Source organism: Citrobacter sp. Cu233 (genome assembly GCF_030332225.1).
In the GTDB taxonomy this organism is placed as follows: domain Bacteria; phylum Pseudomonadota; class Gammaproteobacteria; order Enterobacterales; family Enterobacteriaceae; genus Citrobacter.
On record NZ_JAOWIF010000042.1, the window covers coordinates 459,296 to 479,020 of the forward strand.

17 protein-coding genes are annotated in these 19,725 nt (G+C 51.4%); 16 read left to right on the forward strand and 1 reads right to left on the reverse strand.

What is annotated here, in order from left to right; translation table 11 throughout:
• Positions 1-38: 38 nt before the first annotated feature.
• A complete protein-coding gene (gene map, locus OGX95_RS20650) occupies positions 39-833 on the reverse strand; it encodes a type I methionyl aminopeptidase (RefSeq protein ID WP_202039456.1) in 795 nt (264 codons plus the stop codon).
• 450 nt (positions 834-1,283) lie between these two features.
• On the opposite strand from map, the gene rpsB reads away from it, so the two are divergent.
• The 16 genes from rpsB to dnaE all read left to right on the forward strand — a co-directional run bounded on the left by rpsB (position 1,284) and on the right by dnaE (position 19,723).
• Positions 1,284-2,009, forward strand: a complete 726-nt coding sequence (gene rpsB, locus OGX95_RS20655; protein ID WP_286630803.1) for a 30S ribosomal protein S2 — start codon at positions 1,284-1,286, stop codon at positions 2,007-2,009.
• Positions 2,010-2,143: 134 nt separating this feature from the next.
• On the forward strand, positions 2,144-2,995 hold the full coding sequence (gene tsf / locus OGX95_RS20660) for a translation elongation factor Ts (RefSeq protein WP_286630804.1): 852 nt from the start codon (positions 2,144-2,146) through the stop codon (positions 2,993-2,995).
• A 145-nt stretch (positions 2,996-3,140) separates the two neighbouring features.
• Positions 3,141-3,866, forward strand: coding sequence for a UMP kinase (gene pyrH / locus OGX95_RS20665; protein ID WP_005132114.1), 726 nt, complete (start codon positions 3,141-3,143; stop codon positions 3,864-3,866).
• A 139-nt stretch (positions 3,867-4,005) separates the two neighbouring features.
• On the forward strand, positions 4,006-4,563 hold the full coding sequence (gene frr / locus OGX95_RS20670) for a ribosome recycling factor (RefSeq protein WP_005132113.1): 558 nt from the start codon (positions 4,006-4,008) through the stop codon (positions 4,561-4,563).
• A gap of 96 nt (positions 4,564-4,659) precedes the next feature.
• Positions 4,660-5,856, forward strand: a complete 1,197-nt coding sequence (gene ispC / locus OGX95_RS20675; protein WP_286630805.1) for a 1-deoxy-D-xylulose-5-phosphate reductoisomerase — start codon at positions 4,660-4,662, stop codon at positions 5,854-5,856.
• A 187-nt stretch (positions 5,857-6,043) separates the two neighbouring features.
• A complete protein-coding gene (gene ispU / locus OGX95_RS20680; RefSeq protein ID WP_040230029.1) occupies positions 6,044-6,802 on the forward strand; it encodes a (2E,6E)-farnesyl-diphosphate-specific ditrans,polycis-undecaprenyl-diphosphate synthase in 759 nt (252 codons plus the stop codon).
• A 12-nt stretch (positions 6,803-6,814) separates the two neighbouring features.
• Complete coding sequence (cdsA, locus tag OGX95_RS20685) at positions 6,815-7,672, forward strand: phosphatidate cytidylyltransferase (protein WP_040230031.1); 858 nt, start codon at positions 6,815-6,817, stop codon at positions 7,670-7,672.
• A gap of 11 nt (positions 7,673-7,683) precedes the next feature.
• Positions 7,684-9,036, forward strand: coding sequence for a sigma E protease regulator RseP (gene rseP / locus OGX95_RS20690; RefSeq protein ID WP_271441998.1), 1,353 nt, complete (start codon positions 7,684-7,686; stop codon positions 9,034-9,036).
• Positions 9,037-9,065: 29 nt separating this feature from the next.
• Positions 9,066-11,486, forward strand: a complete 2,421-nt coding sequence (gene bamA / locus OGX95_RS20695) for an outer membrane protein assembly factor BamA (RefSeq protein WP_286630806.1) — start codon at positions 9,066-9,068, stop codon at positions 11,484-11,486.
• A 122-nt stretch (positions 11,487-11,608) separates the two neighbouring features.
• The gene (skp, locus tag OGX95_RS20700) at positions 11,609-12,094 is read left to right on the forward strand and encodes a molecular chaperone Skp (RefSeq protein WP_005132103.1); all 486 of its coding nucleotides are present in this window, start codon (positions 11,609-11,611) and stop codon (positions 12,092-12,094) included.
• Positions 12,095-12,097: 3 nt separating this feature from the next.
• Positions 12,098-13,123 (forward strand): UDP-3-O-(3-hydroxymyristoyl)glucosamine N-acyltransferase, encoded by a 1,026-nt coding sequence (lpxD, locus tag OGX95_RS20705; RefSeq protein WP_286630807.1) that lies wholly within the window; start codon positions 12,098-12,100, stop codon positions 13,121-13,123.
• 104 nt (positions 13,124-13,227) lie between these two features.
• Complete coding sequence (fabZ, locus tag OGX95_RS20710) at positions 13,228-13,683, forward strand: 3-hydroxyacyl-ACP dehydratase FabZ (RefSeq protein ID WP_003018528.1); 456 nt, start codon at positions 13,228-13,230, stop codon at positions 13,681-13,683.
• A gap of 3 nt (positions 13,684-13,686) precedes the next feature.
• On the forward strand, positions 13,687-14,475 hold the full coding sequence (gene lpxA, locus OGX95_RS20715; RefSeq protein WP_005132096.1) for an acyl-ACP--UDP-N-acetylglucosamine O-acyltransferase: 789 nt from the start codon (positions 13,687-13,689) through the stop codon (positions 14,473-14,475).
• Complete coding sequence (gene lpxB / locus OGX95_RS20720) at positions 14,475-15,623, forward strand: lipid-A-disaccharide synthase (RefSeq protein WP_286630808.1); 1,149 nt, start codon at positions 14,475-14,477, stop codon at positions 15,621-15,623. The genes lpxA and lpxB overlap by 1 nt, the downstream gene beginning before the upstream one ends.
• The gene (gene rnhB / locus OGX95_RS20725; protein WP_286630809.1) at positions 15,620-16,216 is read left to right on the forward strand and encodes a ribonuclease HII; all 597 of its coding nucleotides are present in this window, start codon (positions 15,620-15,622) and stop codon (positions 16,214-16,216) included. Before lpxB ends, rnhB begins: the two co-directional genes overlap by 4 nt.
• Positions 16,217-16,240: 24 nt before the next feature.
• Positions 16,241-19,723, forward strand: coding sequence for a DNA polymerase III subunit alpha (gene dnaE, locus OGX95_RS20730; protein WP_286630810.1), 3,483 nt, complete (start codon positions 16,241-16,243; stop codon positions 19,721-19,723).
• Positions 19,724-19,725 lie beyond the last annotated feature (2 nt).

Genomic DNA, 19,725 nt, shown 5'->3' on the forward strand with positions numbered 1-19,725 from the left:
CCTGATAAGATGCGGGAGCATCGCCATCAGGCAAAAAATTATGCGTCGTGTGTGATGACTGCCGGGATGGTGTCATCCTTGCGTAATGTCAGAATTTCACAGCCGTTTTCCGTTACCACAATAGTATGCTCGTACTGAGCAGACAAGCTGCGGTCTTTGGTTTTCACCGTCCAGCCGTCTTTCATGGTGCGGATGCGGTAATCACCGGCATTCAGCATCGGTTCTACGGTGAAGGTCATGCCCGGCTGCAGTACCACGCCGCCGTCGTCTGCATCGTAGTGCAGAACCTGAGGTTCTTCATGGAAGCCACGACCGATACCGTGGCCGCAGTATTCACGTACCACAGAGAAGCCTTCACCTTCTGCGTATTTCTGAATGGCAGCACCCAGGGTACGCAGGCGAATACCCGGTTTTACCATGCGCAGTGCCAGATACAGGCTTTCCTGCGTTACGCGGCACAGACGCTCGCCAAGAATGGTCGGTTTACCGACGATAAACATTTTGGACGTATCGCCGTGGTACTCGTCTTTAATCACGGTGACGTCGATGTTGACGATATCCCCATCTTTCAGGTGCTTAGCGTCATCCGGGATCCCGTGGCACACGACTTCATTAATAGAGATGCACACGGATTTCGGATAACCGTGATAACCCAGGCACGCGGAAATCGCCTGCTGTTCATTCACGATGTAGTCGTTACAGATGCGATCCAATTCGCCGGTGCTCACGCCCGGTTTGATAAATGGTTCGATCATCTCCAGCACTTCGGCTGCCAGACGGCCAGCGACGCGCATTTTTTCGATTTCTTCAGGGGTCTTAATTGAGATAGCCATGAATTCTGTCCATCAGTGTCGATTATTTCGACAATAATTGTGTAAGTGTCGTCAATGGTATCAGTCTGGGGTGTACCCTGCCAAATTGAGAATCATTCTGAACTTCGCCTTTCGTGCCACAGATGCGTTGGCTACATTTTTTCACCCCAGTCACTTACTGGTCGTAAGCTCCCGGGGATTCAAAAATTTGCCGCCTGTCTGTAACACGAAATTCATTGTTCAATACAGCACAGACCGCCAACAATTATTGGTGTCGGTGGCGTATTTGTGGTATAAAGCGCGCCGGACTTCCGATCCATTCGAAGACTACACACGATGGACGGGAGCGACAAATCTCACTTTGTGTAACAACACACACGTATCGACACATATTCCGGGGTGCCCTTTGGGGTCGGTAATATGGGATGCGTGGAGGCTTAACCCCAACTTTTATATATAGAGGTTTTAATCATGGCAACTGTTTCCATGCGCGACATGCTCAAGGCTGGTGTTCACTTCGGTCACCAGACCCGTTACTGGAACCCGAAAATGAAGCCGTTCATCTTCGGTGCGCGTAACAAAGTTCACATCATCAACCTTGAGAAAACTGTACCGATGTTCAACGAAGCTCTGGCTGAACTGAACAAGATCTCTGCTCGTAAAGGTAAAATCCTTTTCGTTGGTACTAAACGCGCTGCAAGCGAAGCGGTGAAAGACGCTGCTAACAGCTGCGATCAGTTCTTCGTGAACCATCGCTGGTTGGGCGGTATGCTGACTAACTGGAAAACCGTTCGTCAGTCCATCAAACGTCTGAAAGATCTGGAAACTCAGTCTCAGGACGGTACTTTCGAAAAGCTGACCAAGAAAGAAGCGCTGATGCGCACTCGTGAGCTTGAGAAACTGGAAAACAGCCTGGGCGGTATCAAAGACATGGGCGGCCTGCCGGACGCTCTGTTCGTAATCGATGCTGACCACGAGCACATTGCTATCAAAGAAGCAAACAACCTGGGTATCCCGGTATTTGCTATCGTTGATACCAACTCTGATCCGGACGGTGTTGACTTCGTTATCCCGGGTAACGACGACGCAATCCGTGCTGTGACCCTGTACCTGGGCGCTGTAGCTGCTACCGTTCGTGAAGGCCGTTCTCAGGATCTGGCTTCCCAGGCGGAAGAAAGCTTCGTAGAAGCTGAATAATAAGGCACGCTCGTTAGAGCCCCCTTATAAACCAGGTAGTATCACGTTTGGTTAGGGGCCCCTCAGGCCCCTTTTTCACTTTTAAATCTGTGCGGTTTCATGCCGGGCAGATCAAATCTTCCGAGGATTTTAGAATGGCTGAAATTACCGCATCCCTGGTAAAAGAGCTGCGTGAGCGTACTGGCGCAGGCATGATGGATTGCAAAAAAGCACTGACTGAAGCTAATGGCGACATCGAGCTGGCAATCGAAAACATGCGTAAGTCCGGTGCTATCAAAGCAGCGAAAAAAGCAGGCAACGTGGCTGCTGACGGCGTAATCAAAACCAAAATCGACGGCAATATCGCTTTCATTCTGGAAGTTAACTGCCAGACTGACTTCGTGGCTAAAGATGCTGGTTTCCAGGCATTTGCTGACAAAGTACTGGACGCTGCCGTTGCTGGCAAAATCACTGATGTTGAAGTGCTGAAAGCACAGTTCGAAGAAGAACGTGTTGCTCTGGTTGCTAAAATCGGTGAGAACATCAACATTCGTCGCGTTGCTTCCCTTGAAGGCGACGTTCTGGGTAGCTACCAGCACGGTGCTCGTATCGGTGTTCTGGTTGCTGCAACTGGCGCTGATGAAGAACTGGTTAAACAGCTGGCAATGCACATCGCTGCAAGCAAACCAGAATTCGTTAAGCCGGAAGACGTTTCTGCTGAAGTAGTAGAAAAAGAATACCAGGTTCAGCTGGACATCGCGATGCAGTCTGGTAAGCCGAAAGAAATCGCAGAGAAAATGGTTGAAGGCCGCATGAAGAAATTCACCGGTGAAGTTTCTCTGACTGGTCAGCCTTTCGTTATGGAACCGAGCAAATCTGTTGCTCAGCTGCTGAAAGAGCACAACGCTGACGTAACTGGTTTCATCCGCTTCGAAGTGGGTGAAGGCATCGAGAAAGTTGAGACTGACTTTGCAGCAGAAGTTGCTGCGATGTCCAAGCAGTCTTAATTTTAAAAGGAGCCGCCTGAGGGCGGCTTCTTTTTGCGTCCGACTTGTAAATTCAGCTAAGCGCTATAGTGGCAAGGCTGAAAAGCGACATACAATGTCGCTGGAATTAACTCATCTCATTCGTTGACAGTCTCAGGAAAGAAACATGGCTACCAATGCAAAACCCGTCTACAAACGTATTCTGCTTAAGTTAAGTGGCGAAGCTCTGCAAGGTTCAGAAGGCTTCGGTATTGATGCAAGCATACTTGACCGTATGGCTCAGGAAATCAAAGAGCTGGTCGAGCTGGGAATCCAGGTTGGCGTAGTGATCGGTGGTGGTAACCTGTTCCGTGGTGCTGGTCTGGCGAAAGCAGGGATGAACCGCGTCGTGGGCGACCACATGGGCATGTTAGCCACCGTAATGAACGGTCTGGCGATGCGTGACGCACTACACCGCGCCTATGTGAACGCTCGCCTGATGTCCGCAATTCCTCTGAACGGTGTGTGTGATAACTACAGCTGGGCAGAAGCGATCAGTCTGCTGCGTAACAACCGCGTGGTTATTTTGTCCGCCGGTACTGGCAACCCGTTCTTCACTACCGACTCCGCAGCTTGCCTGCGCGGTATTGAAATTGAAGCCGATGTGGTTCTGAAAGCCACTAAAGTTGATGGTGTGTTTACCGCTGATCCAGCTAAAGATCCAACGGCAACCATGTACGAGCAGCTGACCTATGCTGAAGTACTGGATAAAGAACTGAAAGTGATGGATCTGGCTGCGTTCACGCTGGCTCGTGACCACAAATTACCGATTCGTGTCTTTAACATGAACAAACCGGGTGCGTTGCGCCGTGTTGTCATGGGTGAAAAAGAAGGCACGTTAATCACGGAATAATTCCCGTTGCGGCTAAATGCAGGTAATATTCCGCTTTAATGTCGCGGGATACGTCCCTCAAAATTAATCAAGACTATACTTGTCACACCTTGTGTAGTGGGTATGGTCTGACTGAAACCAGCTTTCAAGGATTCGTAACGTGATCAACGATATCAGAAAAGATGCTGAAGTACGCATGGACAAATGCGTCGAAGCATTCAAAAATCAAATCAGCAAAATTCGCACGGGTCGTGCTTCTCCCAGCCTGCTGGATGGCATTATCGTGGAATATTACGGCACGCCGACTCCGCTACGCCAGCTGGCAAGCGTAACGGTTGAAGATTCCCGTACCCTGAAAATCAACGTGTTTGACCGCTCTATGGGGCCGGCTGTTGAGAAAGCGATTATGGCTTCCGACCTCGGTCTGAACCCAAGCTCAGCGGGCTCTGACATCCGCGTTCCGCTGCCTCCGCTGACCGAAGAGCGTCGTAAAGATCTGACCAAGATCGTACGTGGTGAAGCTGAAGGCGCGCGTGTTGCTGTGCGTAACGTACGCCGTGATGCCAACGACAAAGTGAAAGCGCTGTTGAAAGATAAAGAGATCAGCGAAGATGACGATCGCCGTTCTCAGGACGACGTACAGAAACTGACCGATGCTGCAATCAAGAAAGTGGATGCGGCGCTGGCAGAGAAAGAAGCGGAACTGATGCAGTTCTGATTCGCCTGTACGCTAAAAACGCCGCTTAGAAGGCCTGAGAAGGCTGGATGGCGGCGTTTTGCTTTTTTATCCTGTCTCAATTCTTCTGGATGTCTCATGAAGCAATTAACCATCCTGGGCTCAACCGGCTCTATTGGTTGCAGTACGCTCGATGTAGTACGCCATAACCCGGATAAATTTCGTGTTGCTGCGTTGGTAGCGGGTAAAAATGTCGCCCGTATGGTGGAGCAATGTCTGGAGTTTTCCCCCCGCTACGCGGTGATGGATGATGAAAAAAGTGCAGCGCTGGTGAAATCTGCATTGCGGGATCATGGAAGTCGCACCGAGGTGATGTGCGGGCAGCAGGCTGCCTGTGATATGGCTGCGTTGGATGATGTCGATCAGGTCATGGCGGCAATAGTCGGTGCGGCAGGGTTGTTGCCAACACTTGCGGCAATCCGCGCGGGCAAAAACATTTTGCTGGCGAATAAAGAGTCTCTGGTAACCTGCGGGCGTCTGTTTATGGACGACGTGAAACGGCATAAAGCGCGGCTTTTGCCGGTAGATAGCGAACATAACGCGATTTTTCAGAGTTTACCGCAACCTGTCCAACACAATCTGGGATACGCTGACCTTGAGCAAAACGGCGTTGTGTCTGTTCTGCTTACCGGGTCTGGTGGCCCTTTCCGTGAAACGCCATTGCACGATCTGGCTCTAATGACTCCCGATCAGGCATGCCGCCATCCGAATTGGTCGATGGGACGAAAAATCTCTGTCGACTCCGCCACCATGATGAATAAAGGCCTGGAATACATTGAGGCGCGTTGGTTATTTAATGCCAGTGCAAGTCAGATGGAAGTGTTGATCCATCCACAGTCGGTTATTCATTCGATGGTCCGTTATCAGGATGGTAGCGTCCTGGCCCAGTTGGGTGAGCCTGATATGCGCACACCTATCGCCCATACGATGGCATGGCCGGAACGTGTGAGCTCTGGCGTTAAGCCTGTCGATTTTTGCAAACTCAGTGCATTGACGTTTTCCGCACCTGATTATCAGCGTTATCCGTGCCTGAAACTTGCGATGGACGCGTTTGAGCAAGGGCAAGCGGCGACAACGGCGCTGAACGCCGCGAATGAAATTACCGTTGCCGCATTTTTGGCGCAGCAAATTCGATTTACCGATATCGCCGATCTCAATTTATCCGTACTGGATAAGATGGATTTGCAGGAACCGCAGAGCGTTGATGATGTGCTGAGGGTCGATGCCATCGCCAGAGATGTCGCGACAAAACAAGTGACACGACTCTCAAGCTGATGATAATCCCTCTGTGGGGGATCGTGCTATTTGTTAGCGTTGGGCTTCAGTGATATAGTCTGCGCCACCTGATCGCAGGTATTTGCTTTTTTTCGATCGGGTAAGCCGTGGTTTGACACGGCTTTTTTGTGGATAGGCTTCAGTATTCCTGAGTACCGTAAATCCTTTCAGGGACTAAAAACGCGTTATGTTGTCTGCAACTAAACCATTAAGCGAAAATTTGCCAGCACATGGTTGTCGCCATGTCGCAATTATCATGGATGGCAATGGCCGCTGGGCGAAAAAGCAAGGGAAGATCCGCGCCTTTGGGCACAAGGCCGGAGCAAAATCCGTCCGCCGGGCTGTCTCTTTTGCTGCCAATAACGGTATTGATGCGTTAACGCTGTATGCCTTTAGCAGTGAGAACTGGAACCGACCAGCGCAGGAAGTCAGCGCGTTAATGGAGTTGTTTGTGTGGGCACTTGATAGCGAAGTGAAAAACCTGCACCGCCATAACGTGCGCCTGCGTATTATTGGGGATATCAGTCGATTTAACACTCGTTTGCAAGAACGGATTCGCAAGTCGGAAGCGCTTACCGCCCAGAATACCGGGCTAACGCTGAATATTGCCGCGAATTACGGTGGACGGTGGGATATTGTCCAGGGCGTCAGGCAACTGGCACAACAGGTGCAGGAAGGTCTGTTGCGTCCGGAGCAAATTGATGAAGAGATGCTTGGCCAGCAAGTTTGTATGCATGAGCTGGCTCCTGTGGATTTAGTGATAAGGACTGGGGGAGAGCATCGAATTAGTAATTTTTTGTTGTGGCAAATTGCCTACGCCGAACTTTACTTTACGGATGTTCTCTGGCCCGATTTCGATGAACAAGACTTTGAAGGTGCGCTACATGCCTTTGCTAATCGTGAGCGTCGTTTCGGCGGCACCGAGCCCGGTGATGAAAAAGCCTGATGGGGGTCGCTTTTGCTGAAGTATCGCCTGATTTCTGCTTTTGTTTTAATACCCGTTGTCATCGCGGCGTTGTTTTTGTTGCCGCCGGTGGGGTTCGCCATTGTTACGCTGGTCGTCTGTATGCTGGCCGCCTGGGAATGGGGACAGTTAAGCGGTTTTGCCACTCGTACACAGCGAGTCTGGTTGGCGGTTTTGTGTGGGCTATTGCTGGCACTGATGCTGTTTTTGCTGCCTGAGTATCATCATAATATTCACCAACCGCTGGTTGAGGTGTCGCTTTGGGCGTCGTTGGGCTGGTGGGCTGTGGCGCTATTACTGGTGCTGTTTTACCCTGGTTCGGCCTCGGTCTGGCGTAATTCCAAAACATTACGCATAATTTTCGGCGTGTTAACCATTGTTCCTTTCTTTTGGGGAATGCTGGCGCTACGTGCCTGGCACTATGATGAGAATCATTATAGTGGCGCGCTATGGCTGCTCTATGTCATGATCCTCGTTTGGGGAGCGGATTCAGGTGCGTATATGTTTGGTAAGCTGTTTGGTAAACATAAACTGGCGCCGAAGGTTTCTCCTGGTAAAACCTGGCAGGGTTTTATTGGCGGACTTGCCACTGCAGCTGTAATCTCGTGGGGTTATGGTATGTGGGCGAATCTTGAAGTTGCGCCTGTCACCTTGCTCATTTGCTCCATCGTTGCAGCCCTGGCCTCTGTGCTGGGTGACCTGACCGAGAGTATGTTTAAGCGTGAAGCAGGTATTAAGGACAGTGGTCACTTAATACCAGGACACGGTGGTATTCTGGATCGTATTGACAGCCTGACGGCTGCGGTGCCGGTCTTTGCTTGCCTGTTGTTACTGGTATTCAGGACGCTCTAACGGATGGTCTTATGCTGAGTATTCTCTGGAATCTGGCTGCATTCATCGTTGCACTTGGTGTACTTATCACCGTGCATGAATTTGGTCATTTCTGGGTTGCACGGCGCTGCGGAGTCCGCGTCGAGCGCTTTTCCATTGGCTTTGGAAAAGCGCTTTGGCGCCGTACCGATAAACAGGGTACGGAATACGTTATCGCCTTAATCCCCCTCGGCGGTTACGTCAAAATGCTGGATGAGCGCGCTGAACCAGTTGTACCGGAGCTGCGCCACTACGCTTTCAACAATAAAACAGTTGGCCAGCGCGCGGCCATTATTGCTGCAGGCCCGATTGCAAATTTCCTCTTCGCTATTTTTGCCTACTGGCTGGTCTTTATCATCGGTGTCCCTGGCGTTCGTCCGGTTGTTGGTGAAATAACACCCAACTCGATTGCTGCCCAGGCGCAAATTCAGCCTGGTACGGAACTAAAAGCGGTTGATGGTATCGAAACCCCTGATTGGGATACCGTCCGATTGCAGCTGGTATCCAAAATTGGTGATGAGCATACGACCATCAGCGTGGCGCAGTTTGGTAGTAACCAGCGACAGGACAAAACGCTGGATTTACGCCATTGGGCATTTGAGCCAGACAAAGAGGATCCCGTCTCGAGTTTGGGCATTCGTCCGCGTGGTCCGCAGATTGAACCGGTGCTGTCAGAAGTGCAGGTTAACTCCGCGGCAAGTAAGGCGGGTTTGCAAGCTGGCGACAGGATCGTTAAAGTCAATGGTCAGCCGCTGACGCAATGGATGACGTTCGTGACGTTGGTGCGCGATAATCCTGATAAGCCGCTAGCGTTAGAAATTGAAAGGCAAGGGAATTCCTTGTCTTTGACGTTAACCCCGGATTCAAAACCGGGTAACGGAAAGGCCGAAGGTTTTGCGGGCGTTGTGCCTAAAATTATCCCTCTGCCTGATGAGTATAAGACAGTACGCCAGTATGGGCCATTCAGCGCCATCCTCGAAGCCTCGGATAAAACGTGGCAGTTGATGAAGCTAACGGTCAGTATGCTGGGAAAATTGATTACCGGTGATGTAAAACTGAACAACCTCAGTGGGCCGATTTCTATCGCCCAGGGGGCTGGGATGTCAGCGGAGTTCGGGGTTATTTATTACCTGATGTTCCTTGCGCTTATCAGCGTGAACTTAGGGATAATTAACCTGTTTCCGTTGCCCGTTCTTGACGGGGGGCATCTGCTGTTCCTGGCGATTGAAAAGCTGAAGGGCGGTCCGGTATCCGAGCGGGTTCAAGACTTTAGTTATCGCATTGGCTCGATCTTGCTGGTGTTGTTAATGGGGCTTGCACTTTTCAATGATTTCTCTCGGTTGTAAGAGAGTGTTAGGAAGAACGCATAATAACGATGGCGATGAAAAAGTTGCTCATAGCGTCGCTGCTGTTTAGCAGCGCCACCGTATACGGTGCTGAAGGGTTCGTCGTGAAGGACATTCATTTCGAAGGCCTACAGCGAGTCGCCGTTGGTGCGGCTCTCCTTAGTATGCCGGTGCGCACAGGCGACACGGTTAATGATGAAGACATCAGTAATACCATTCGTGCTCTGTTCGCCACCGGTAACTTTGAGGATGTCCGCGTCCTGCGCGATGGTGATACCCTTCTGGTTCAGGTAAAAGAACGTCCGACTATTGCCAGCATCACTTTCTCCGGTAACAAATCGGTGAAAGATGACATGCTGAAGCAAAACCTCGAGGCGTCTGGCGTACGTGTTGGCGAGTCTCTGGATCGCACCACGCTTGCCGATATCGAAAAAGGCCTGGAAGATTTCTACTATAGCGTCGGTAAATACAGCGCCAGTGTGAAAGCGGTGGTAACGCCGTTGCCGCGTAACCGCGTTGACCTCAAACTGGTCTTCCAGGAAGGCGTTTCGGCGAAGATCCAACAGATCAATATCGTCGGCAACCATGCCTTCACAACCGACGAGCTTATCTCTCACTTCCAACTGCGCGATGAAGTACCGTGGTGGAACGTGGTGGGCGATCGTAAATACCAGAAACAGAAACTGGCGGGCGACCTTGAAACCCTGCGCAGTTACTATCTGGATCGCGGTTATGCTCGCTTCAATATCGATTCCACGCAGGTTAGCCTGACGCCGGATAAAAAAGGTATCTACATCACCGTTAACATCACAGAAGGCGAGCAGTACAAGCTTTCTGGGGTCCAGGTGAGTGGTAACCTGGCTGGACACTCTGCCGAAATTGAGACCCTGACGAAAATCGAACCGGGTGAACTCTATAACGGCACCAAAGTGACCAAAATGGAAGATGATATCAAAAAGCTTCTGGGACGCTATGGTTATGCCTACCCGCGTGTACAGTCGCAGCCTGAAATCAACGATGCCGACAAAACCGTTAAATTGCGTGTAAACGTGGATGCGGGTAACCGTTTCTATGTGCGTAAGATCCGTTTTGAAGGTAACGATACCTCGAAAGATTCCGTACTGCGTCGCGAAATGCGCCAGATGGAAGGCGCCTGGTTGGGCAGCGATCTGGTTGACCAGGGTAAAGAGCGTCTGAACCGTCTGGGTTACTTTGAAACTGTTGATACCGATACTCAACGTGTTCCGGGCAGTCCTGATCAGGTTGATGTGGTCTATAAGGTGAAAGAACGCAACACCGGTAGCTTTAACTTCGGTGTGGGTTACGGCACTGAAAGTGGCGTGAGCTTCCAGGCTGGCGTTCAGCAGGATAACTGGTTAGGTACCGGTTATTCAGTCGGGATTAGTGGCACCAAAAACGACTATCAGACCTATACTGAGCTGTCTGTCACCAACCCGTACTTCACTGTCGATGGTGTGAGCCTCGGTGGTCGTGTCTTCTATAACGACTTTGAAGCAGATGATGCAGACCTGTCCGACTATACCAACAAAAGCTATGGTACGGATGTAACCCTGGGCTTCCCGGTCAACGAATACAATACGTTGCGTGCTGGTCTGGGTTATGTGCATAACAAACTGTCCAATATGCAGCCGCAGATTGCGATGGAGCGTTATCTTGATTCAATGGGACAATATGACGCCAACAGCTTTACCGCGGATGATTTCACCTTTAACTACGGTTGGACCTATAACAAGCTGGACCGTGGGTATTTCCCAACGGAAGGTACGCGTGTCAACCTGAACGGTAAAGTGACCGTTCCGGGTTCCGATAACGAATACTATAAAGCGACGTTGGATACGGCGACCTATGTGCCGATCGATGACGACCACAAGTGGGTGGTTCTGGGACGTACCAAGCTGGGCTATGGTGATGGCATAGGCAGTAAAGAGATGCCGTTCTATGAGAACTTCTACGCGGGTGGTTCCAGCACCGTGCGTGGCTTCCAGTCCAATACTATCGGTCCGAAAGCCGTCTATAAGAACGGGGCTTATTCTGGCGATAGATACAATAATAACAACTACGAAGAGTGTACGGGTGCTGCGTTGTGTAAATCAGACGATGCGGTCGGCGGTAACGCCATGGCTGTCGCGAGCCTGGAATTCATCACGCCTACGCCGTTTATCAGCGACAAGTATGCTAACTCGGTTCGTACCTCCTTCTTCTGGGATATGGGTACCGTGTGGGATACTAACTGGCAGAACACTGCCGACACTCGTGCACTTGGCGTACCTGATTACAGCGATCCGAATAATATCCGTATGTCTGCGGGTATCGCGTTACAATGGATGTCCCCATTGGGGCCGTTGGTTTTCTCCTACGCCCAACCGTTCAAGAAGTACGATGGAGACAAAGCGGAACAGTTCCAGTTTAACATTGGTAAAACCTGGTAATTGTTCTTCGCAAAGGAATGTAGTGGTAGTGTAGCGATGACTTTAGGCGATCCTGCATGGGATCGCCTGGCCACGCAAAGAACTGCACCTTCGGGTGCAAATGGGATGGTAAGGAGTTAATTGTGAAAAAGTGGTTATTAGCTGCAGGTCTCGGTTTAGCGATGGCAACGTCCGCACAGGCTGCTGACAAAATTGCAATCGTCAACATGGGTAGCCTGTTCCAACAGGTTGCGCAGAAGACTGGTGTTTCTACTACTCTGGAAAATGAGTTCAAAGGCCGTGCCAGCGAACTGCAGCGTATGGAATCCGACCTGCAATCTAAAATGCAGCGTCTGCAATCAATGAAAGCAGGCAGCGACCGTACCAAGCTGGAAAAAGACGTAATGGCTCAGCGCCAGACTTTCTCTCAGAAAGCGCAGGCTTTCGAGCAGGATCGTCAACGTCGTTCTAACGAGGAACGCGGCAAGCTGGTTAATCGTATCCAGACTGCTGTGAAATCTGTTGCGAGCAGCCAGAGTATCGATCTGGTTGTTGACGCGAACACCGTTGCATACAACAGCAGCGATGTAAAAGACATCACCGCTGACGTACTGAAACAGGTTAAATAAGTAATGCCTTCAATTCGACTGGCTGATTTAGCAGAGCAGTTGGATGCAGAATTACACGGTGATGGCGATATCGTCATCACCGGCGTAGCGTCCATGCAATCTGCGCAAACTGGCAATATCACGTTCATGGTGAATCCAAAGTACCGTGAGCACCTGAGTGCATGCCAGGCTTCTGCCGTTGTGATGACGCAGGACGATCTTCCGTTTGCTAAGAGTGCGGCGTTGGTAGTGAAGAATCCCTACCTGACCTATGCACGAATGGCACAAATTTTAGATACCACGCCTCAGCCTGCGCAAAATATTGCACCCAGTGCAGCGATCGATGCAACGGCGAAGTTGGGTAACAATGTTTCTGTGGGCGCGAATGCGGTCATTGAGTCTGGCGTAGAACTGGGCGATAACGTGGTTATCGGCGCGGGTTGCTTCGTTGGAAAAAACACAAAAATCGGCGCAGGTTCACGCTTGTGGGCAAATGTGACGATTTACCACGACATTCAGATTGGTGAAAATTGCCTGATCCAGTCCAGCACTGTTGTCGGATCCGACGGATTTGGTTACGCGAACGATCGCGGTAACTGGGTGAAGATCCCACAGCTGGGTCGCGTGATTATTGGCGATCGTGTTGAGATTGGCGCATGTACCACGATTGACCGTGGTGCGCTGGACGATACCGTGATCGGTAATGGTGTTATCATTGATAACCAGTGCCAGATTGCGCATAACGTCGTGATTGGCGACAATACGGCTGTAGCCGGTGGCGTCATTATGGCGGGTAGCCTGAAGATTGGCCGTTACTGTATGATTGGCGGCGCCAGCGTGATTAATGGGCATATGGAAATATGCGATAAAGTCACGGTAACTGGCATGGGTATGGTGATGCGTCCTATCACAGAACCTGGCGTCTACTCCTCAGGCATTCCGCTACAACCCAACAAGGTATGGCGTAAAACAGCTGCACTGGTGATGAACATTGATGATATGAGCAAGCGCCTCAAAGCGATTGAGCGCAAGGTTAATCAACAAGACTAAAACATCGTTTTACGCATGTCTGACTTTACGGCCTGTCACATTCCTGGGATTGCGGCAGGCCGTGTTATTATTGCCTTTTAGTATATTTAGACAGGAAGAGTATTTTGACTACTAACACTCATACTCTGCATATTGAAGAGATTTTAGAACTTCTGCCGCACCGTTTTCCGTTTTTACTGGTAGATCGCGTGCTGGATTTTGAAGAAGGCCGTTTTCTGCGCGCAGTGAAAAATGTATCCGTTAACGAGCCTTTCTTTCAGGGCCACTTCCCGGGTAAACCGATTTTTCCTGGCGTGTTGATTCTGGAAGCGATGGCGCAGGCCACGGGTATTCTGGCGTTTAAAAGCGTAGGAAAACTGGAACCAGGCGAACTGTATTATTTCGCAGGTATTGATGAAGCACGCTTTAAGCGTCCTGTCGTGCCAGGCGATCAGATGATCATGGAAGTGACTTTCGAGAAAACGCGCCGCGGCCTGACCCGTTTCAAAGGGGTTGCGCTGGTCGACGGTAAAGTTGTGTGCGAAGCAACGATGATGTGTGCCCGTAGCCGGGAGGCCTGATACGTGATTGATAAATCCGCCTTTATTCACCCAACAGCCATTGTCGAAGACGGCGCCAGCATTGGCGCTAATGCTCACATTGGCCCATTTTGTATTGTTGGACCCCATGTTGAAATTGGTGAGGGTACCGTACTGAAGTCTCACGTTGTCGTGAATGGCCATACAAAAATTGGTCGCGATAACGAGATTTATCAGTTTGCCTCCATTGGTGAAGTGAACCAGGACCTGAAATATGCTGGTGAACCGACCCGTGTGGAAATTGGCGATCGCAACCGCATTCGCGAAAGCGTCACCATTCATCGTGGCACAGTGCAGGGCGGTGGGTTGACGAAGGTGGGTAGCGATAACTTACTGATGATTAACGCACACGTTGCGCATGATTGTACGGTAGGTAACCGCTGCATTCTGGCGAATAACGCGACACTTGCCGGACATGTTTCACTTGATGATTTTGTTATCATCGGCGGCATGACCGCGGTGCATCAGTTCTGCATTATTGGTGCACACGTGATGGTTGGTGGCTGCTCTGGCGTAGCCCAGGACGTCCCGCCATACGTTATCGCCCAGGGCAACCACGCGACGCCATTTGGCGTTAACATCGAAGGTCTGAAACGCCGCGGATTCACCCGTGAAGCTATTACCGCGATCCGCAACGCCTATAAAGCGCTGTACCGCAGCGGTAAAACGCTTGAGGAAGTGAAACCGGAAATCGCCGAACTGGCGAAGCAGTACCCCGATGTTCAGGCTTTTAGTGACTTCTTTGAACGCTCAACGCGTGGTCTGATTCGTTAATGACTGAGCAGCGTCCTTTAACGATTGCCCTTGTCGCCGGAGAAACCTCCGGCGATATTCTTGGTGCCGGTTTAATTCGTGCGCTCAAGGCTCGTGTTCCCAATGCGCGTTTTGTTGGCGTTGCGGGTCCATTGATGCAGGCGGAAGGCTGTGAAGCCTGGTACGAAATGGAAGAACTGGCAGTAATGGGCATTGTAGAAGTGCTCGGGCGCCTGCGTCGTTTACTGCATATCCGTGCCGATCTCACTCGCCGATTCACCGACCTTAAGCCGGATGTTTTCGTCGGGATTGATGCGCCTGATTTCAACATTACCCTTGAAGGTAACCTGAAATCGCAGGGTATTAAAACCATTCATTATGTCAGCCCCTCTGTATGGGCGTGGCGACAGAAACGCGTTTTCAAAATAGGCAGATCCACCAATATGGTGCTGGCCTTTCTGCCTTTCGAAAAAGCGTTTTATGACAAATTTAACGTCCCGTGTCGCTTTATCGGTCACACCATGGCGGACGCCATGCCGCTGGATCCAGATAAAAACGCGGCGCGTGATGTGTTAGGCATTCCTCATGATGCTCACTGCCTGGCGCTTTTGCCTGGGAGTCGTGGTGCAGAAGTGGAGATGCTCAGCGCCGATTTTCTGAAAACGGCGCAGCTATTACGTCAGCATTATCCGGATCTCGAAGTCGTCGTGCCGTTGGTCAATGCCAAACGGCGCGAGCAATTTGAACGTATCAAGGCTGAGGTTGCCCCGGAACTTTCCGTGCATATGCTCAACGGAATGGGACGTGAAGCAATGGTCGCCAGTGATGCTGCGCTACTGGCCTCTGGCACGGCTGCACTGGAATGTATGCTGGCAAAATGCCCAATGGTTGTCGGCTATCGAATGAAACCTTTCACTTTCTGGTTGGCAAAACGTCTGGTGAAGACCGATTACGTATCGCTGCCTAACCTGCTGGCGGGAAGAGAACTCGTCAAAGAGCTGTTGCAGGATGAATGTAAACCGCAGGCGCTGGCGCAGGCGTTGCTGCCTTTGCTGGCGAACGGTAAAACCAGCCATGCGATGCACGACACGTTCCGCGAATTGCACCAGCAGATCCGTTGCAATGCGGATGAGCAGGCAGCGGATGCCGTTCTGGAGTTAGCACAATGATTGAATTTGTTTATCCACATACGCATTTGGTGGCGGGTGTGGATGAAGTTGGACGTGGTCCATTGGTTGGCGCGGTAGTGACTGCCGCTGTTATTCTTGATCCGGCACGTCCGATAGTTGGTCTTAACGACTCCAAAAAATTGTCGGAAAAGCGTCGACTGGCGCTTTTTGATGAAATCAAAGATAAAGCGTTAAGCTGGGGCCTGGGTCGTGCGGAACCGCATGAAATCGACGAATTGAACATTCTGCACGCCACAATGCTGGCAATGCAGCGTGCGGTTGCAGGTTTGCATATTGCGCCGGAATACGTCCTGATCGATGGAAACCGCTGCCCGGCCTTACCGATGCCGTCGATGGCGGTGGTGAAAGGTGACAGCCGCGTTGCGGAAATCAGCGCAGCGTCCATCCTGGCGAAAGTGACGCGCGATGCTGAAATGGCCGAGCTGGATAAGGTTTTCCCGCAGTATGGTTTTGCTCAGCACAAAGGTTATCCAACCGCTTTTCATCTGGCTGCGCTCGCTGAGCATGGTGCAATTGAGCACCATCGTCGCAGTTTTGCTCCTGTCAAACGCGCACTGGGACTCACGTCCTGATTCTTGTGTTAAAGGAATCTGAAGATGTCTGAACCTCGTTTCGTCCACCTGCGGGTGCACAGCGACTATTCCATGATCGATGGGCTGGCGAAAACCGGGCCGCTGGTGAAAAAGGCGGCCGCGTTGGGCATGCCTGCGCTGGCGATCACCGATTTTACCAACCTGTGTGGTCTGGTGAAGTTTTACGGAGCGGGTCATGGCGCAGGTATTAAGCCGATTGTTGGCGCAGATTTTCATGTTCGTAGCGAACTGTTGGGTGATGAGCTCACGCAACTGACGGTATTGGCTGCTAATAATACGGGCTACCAGAACCTGACATTGTTGATATCAAAAGCCTATCAGCGCGGCTATGGCGCAGAAGGGCCGGTGATCGACAGAGACTGGCTGATAGAGCTAAAAGAAGGGTTAATCTTGCTTTCCGGCGGCCGTATGGGTGATGTCGGACGCAGCCTGTTGCGCGGGAACAGCACACTGGTCGACGAGTGCGTGGCGTTTTATGAAGAGCATTTCCCTAATTGCTACTTCCTTGAGCTGATCCGTACCGGTCGACAGGATGAAGAAAATTACCTGCATGCTGCAGTAGCACTGGCCGAAACACGCGGCCTGCCGGTGGTCGCGACCAACGATGTTCGCTTCCTTGAAACCGGTGACTTTGATGCACACGAAATCCGCGTGGCGATCCACGACGGTTTTACGCTTGATGATCCAAAACGCCCGCGTAACTACTCGCCGCAGCAGTATATGCGCAGCGAAGAGGAGATGTGCGAGCTGTTCTCCGATATCCCGGAGGCGCTGGAAAACACTGTCGAGATTGCCAAACGTTGCAACGTGACGGTGCGCTTGGGCGAATACTTCCTGCCGCAGTTCCCGACAGGCGACATGACCACCGAGGATTTCCTCGTCGCGAAATCGCGTGAGGGCCTGGAAGAACGTCTGGAATTTTTGTTCCCCGATCCTGAAGTCCGTGCGCAGAAGCGACCGCCTTATGATGAACGTCTGGAAGTTGAACTTAAAGTTATCAACCAGATGGGGTTCCCAGGCTACTTCCTGATCGTAATGGAGTTTATCCAGTGGTCGAAAGATAACGGTGTACCTGTAGGCCCTGGACGTGGTTCTGGTGCGGGCTCGCTGGTGGCTTACGCGTTAAAAATTACCGACCTTGATCCGCTGGAATTTGACCTGCTGTTCGAACGCTTCCTGAACCCGGAACGTGTCTCGATGCCTGATTTCGACGTTGACTTCTGTATGGAGAAACGCGACCAGGTTATTGAACACGTCGCGGAAATGTATGGGCGCGATGCGGTTTCGCAGATTATTACCTTCGGTACCATGGCGGCGAAAGCGGTTATCCGTGACGTGGGTCGAGTACTGGGGCACCCATACGGGTTTGTTGACCGTATCTCGAAACTGGTACCGCCCGATCCGGGTATGACGCTGGCTAAAGCCTTTGAGGCTGAACCTCAACTGCCGGAAATCTATGAGGCAGATGAAGAGGTTCGGGCGCTTATTGATATGGCGCGCAAGCTGGAAGGCGTCACGCGTAACGCAGGTAAACACGCCGGTGGTGTCGTTATCGCCCCGACAAAAATTACTGATTTTGCACCGCTGTACTGTGATGAGCAGGGGCTGCACCCGGTTACCCAGTTTGATAAAAACGATGTGGAATACGCCGGCCTGGTGAAGTTCGACTTCCTCGGTCTGCGCACGCTCACTATCATCAACTGGGCGCTGGAGATGATCAACGCGCGGCGCGAAAAGAACGGCGAACCGCCGCTGGATATCGCCGCTATCCCGCTGGACGACAAGAAAAGTTTTGACATGCTGCAACGCTCGGAGACGACAGCCGTCTTCCAGCTTGAATCCCGCGGTATGAAAGATCTTATCAAGCGACTGCAGCCTGACTGCTTCGAAGATATGATAGCCCTGGTGGCACTGTTCCGCCCCGGTCCGCTACAGTCGGGGATGGTAGATAACTTTATTGACCGTAAGCACGGGCGTGAAGAGATCTCTTACCCAGATGTGCAGTGGCAACATGAGTGCCTGAAACCGGTACTGGAGCCAACCTACGGCATTATCCTGTATCAGGAACAGGTCATGCAGATTGCCCAGGAGCTGTCTGGTTATACTCTTGGCGGCGCGGATATGCTGCGTCGTGCGATGGGTAAGAAAAAGCCAGAAGAGATGGCCAAGCAGCGCGGCACCTTTGAGGAAGGGGCGAAGAAGCGTGGTGTAGACGGCGAGCTGGCGATGAAAATCTTTGACCTGGTGGAGAAGTTCGCCGGTTACGGATTTAACAAATCGCACTCCGCTGCCTATGCGTTGGTCTCTTACCAGACGCTGTGGCTGAAAGCGCATTACCCCGCTGAGTTTATGGCGGCGGTGATGACAGCTGATATGGATAACACCGAGAAAGTGGTGGGATTAGTGGATGAATGCTGGCGTATGGGGCTGAAAATCCTGCCGCCAGATATCAACTCCGGATTGTACCATTTTCACGTTAACGATGATGGCGAGATTGTCTACGGTATCGGCGCGATAAAAGGTGTGGGTGAGGGGCCAATTGAAGCTATCATTGAGGCGCGTAATAAAGGCGGTTACTTCCGCGAGCTGTTTGATCTCTGTGCCCGTACGGATATCAAAAAACTTAATCGCCGGGTGCTGGAAAAGCTGATTATGTCCGGGGCGTTTGACCGCCTGGGGCCGCATCGTGCAGCTCTAATGAACTCACTGAACGATGCGCTTAAAGCCGCCGATCAACATGCGAAAGCGGAAGCTATCGGTCAGGCCGATATGTTTGGCGTACTGGCGGAAGAGCCGGAACAAATTGAGCAATCCTATGCCAGCTGCCAACCGTGGCCGGAACAGGTGGTACTGGACGGTGAGCGTGAAACGTTAGGACTTTATCTGACGGGACACCCTATCAACCAGTATTTAAAAGAAATTGAGCGCTATGTCGGAGGCTACAGGCTGAAAGACATGCATCCGACAGAACGTGGTAAAGTTACCACGGCTGCGGGGCTCGTCATTGCTGCGCGGGTAATGGTCACCAAGCGTGGCAATCGTATCGGCATCTGTACACTGGATGACCGTTCCGGGCGTCTGGAAGTGATGTTATTTACCGATGCCCTGGATAAATACCAGCAATTGCTGGAAAAAGACCGCATACTTATCGTCAGCGGACAGGTCAGCTTTGATGACTTCAGCGGTGGGCTTAAAATGATGGCCCGTGAAGTCATGGATATTGACGAAGCCCGGGAAAAATATGCTCGCGGGCTTGCTATCTCGCTGACGGACAGGCAAATTGATGACCAGCTTTTAAACCGACTCCGTCAGTCTCTGGAACCCCACCGCTCGGGGACAATTCCAGTACATCTCTACTATCAGAGGGCGGATGCACGAGCACGATTGCGTTTTGGCGCAACGTGGCGTGTCTCTCCGAGCGATCGTTTGTTAAACGATCTCCGTGGCCTTATTGGTTCGGAGCAGGTGGAACTGGAGTTTGACTAATA

Coding starts and splice junctions, on each gene's coding strand:
- map (WP_202039456.1), bottom strand. CDS start 833: ATGGCTATCTCAATTAAGACCCCTGAAGAAATCGAAAAAATGCGCGTC.
- rpsB (WP_286630803.1), top strand. CDS start 1,284: ATGGCAACTGTTTCCATGCGCGACATGCTCAAGGCTGGTGTTCACTTC.
- tsf (WP_286630804.1), top strand. CDS start 2,144: ATGGCTGAAATTACCGCATCCCTGGTAAAAGAGCTGCGTGAGCGTACT.
- pyrH (WP_005132114.1), top strand. CDS start 3,141: ATGGCTACCAATGCAAAACCCGTCTACAAACGTATTCTGCTTAAGTTA.
- ispC (WP_286630805.1), top strand. CDS start 4,660: ATGAAGCAATTAACCATCCTGGGCTCAACCGGCTCTATTGGTTGCAGT.
- ispU (WP_040230029.1), top strand. CDS start 6,044: ATGTTGTCTGCAACTAAACCATTAAGCGAAAATTTGCCAGCACATGGT.
- rseP (WP_271441998.1), top strand. CDS start 7,684: ATGCTGAGTATTCTCTGGAATCTGGCTGCATTCATCGTTGCACTTGGT.
- bamA (WP_286630806.1), top strand. CDS start 9,066: ATGGCGATGAAAAAGTTGCTCATAGCGTCGCTGCTGTTTAGCAGCGCC.
- lpxD (WP_286630807.1), top strand. CDS start 12,098: ATGCCTTCAATTCGACTGGCTGATTTAGCAGAGCAGTTGGATGCAGAA.
- lpxB (WP_286630808.1), top strand. CDS start 14,475: ATGACTGAGCAGCGTCCTTTAACGATTGCCCTTGTCGCCGGAGAAACC.
- rnhB (WP_286630809.1), top strand. CDS start 15,620: ATGATTGAATTTGTTTATCCACATACGCATTTGGTGGCGGGTGTGGAT.
- dnaE (WP_286630810.1), top strand. CDS start 16,241: ATGTCTGAACCTCGTTTCGTCCACCTGCGGGTGCACAGCGACTATTCC.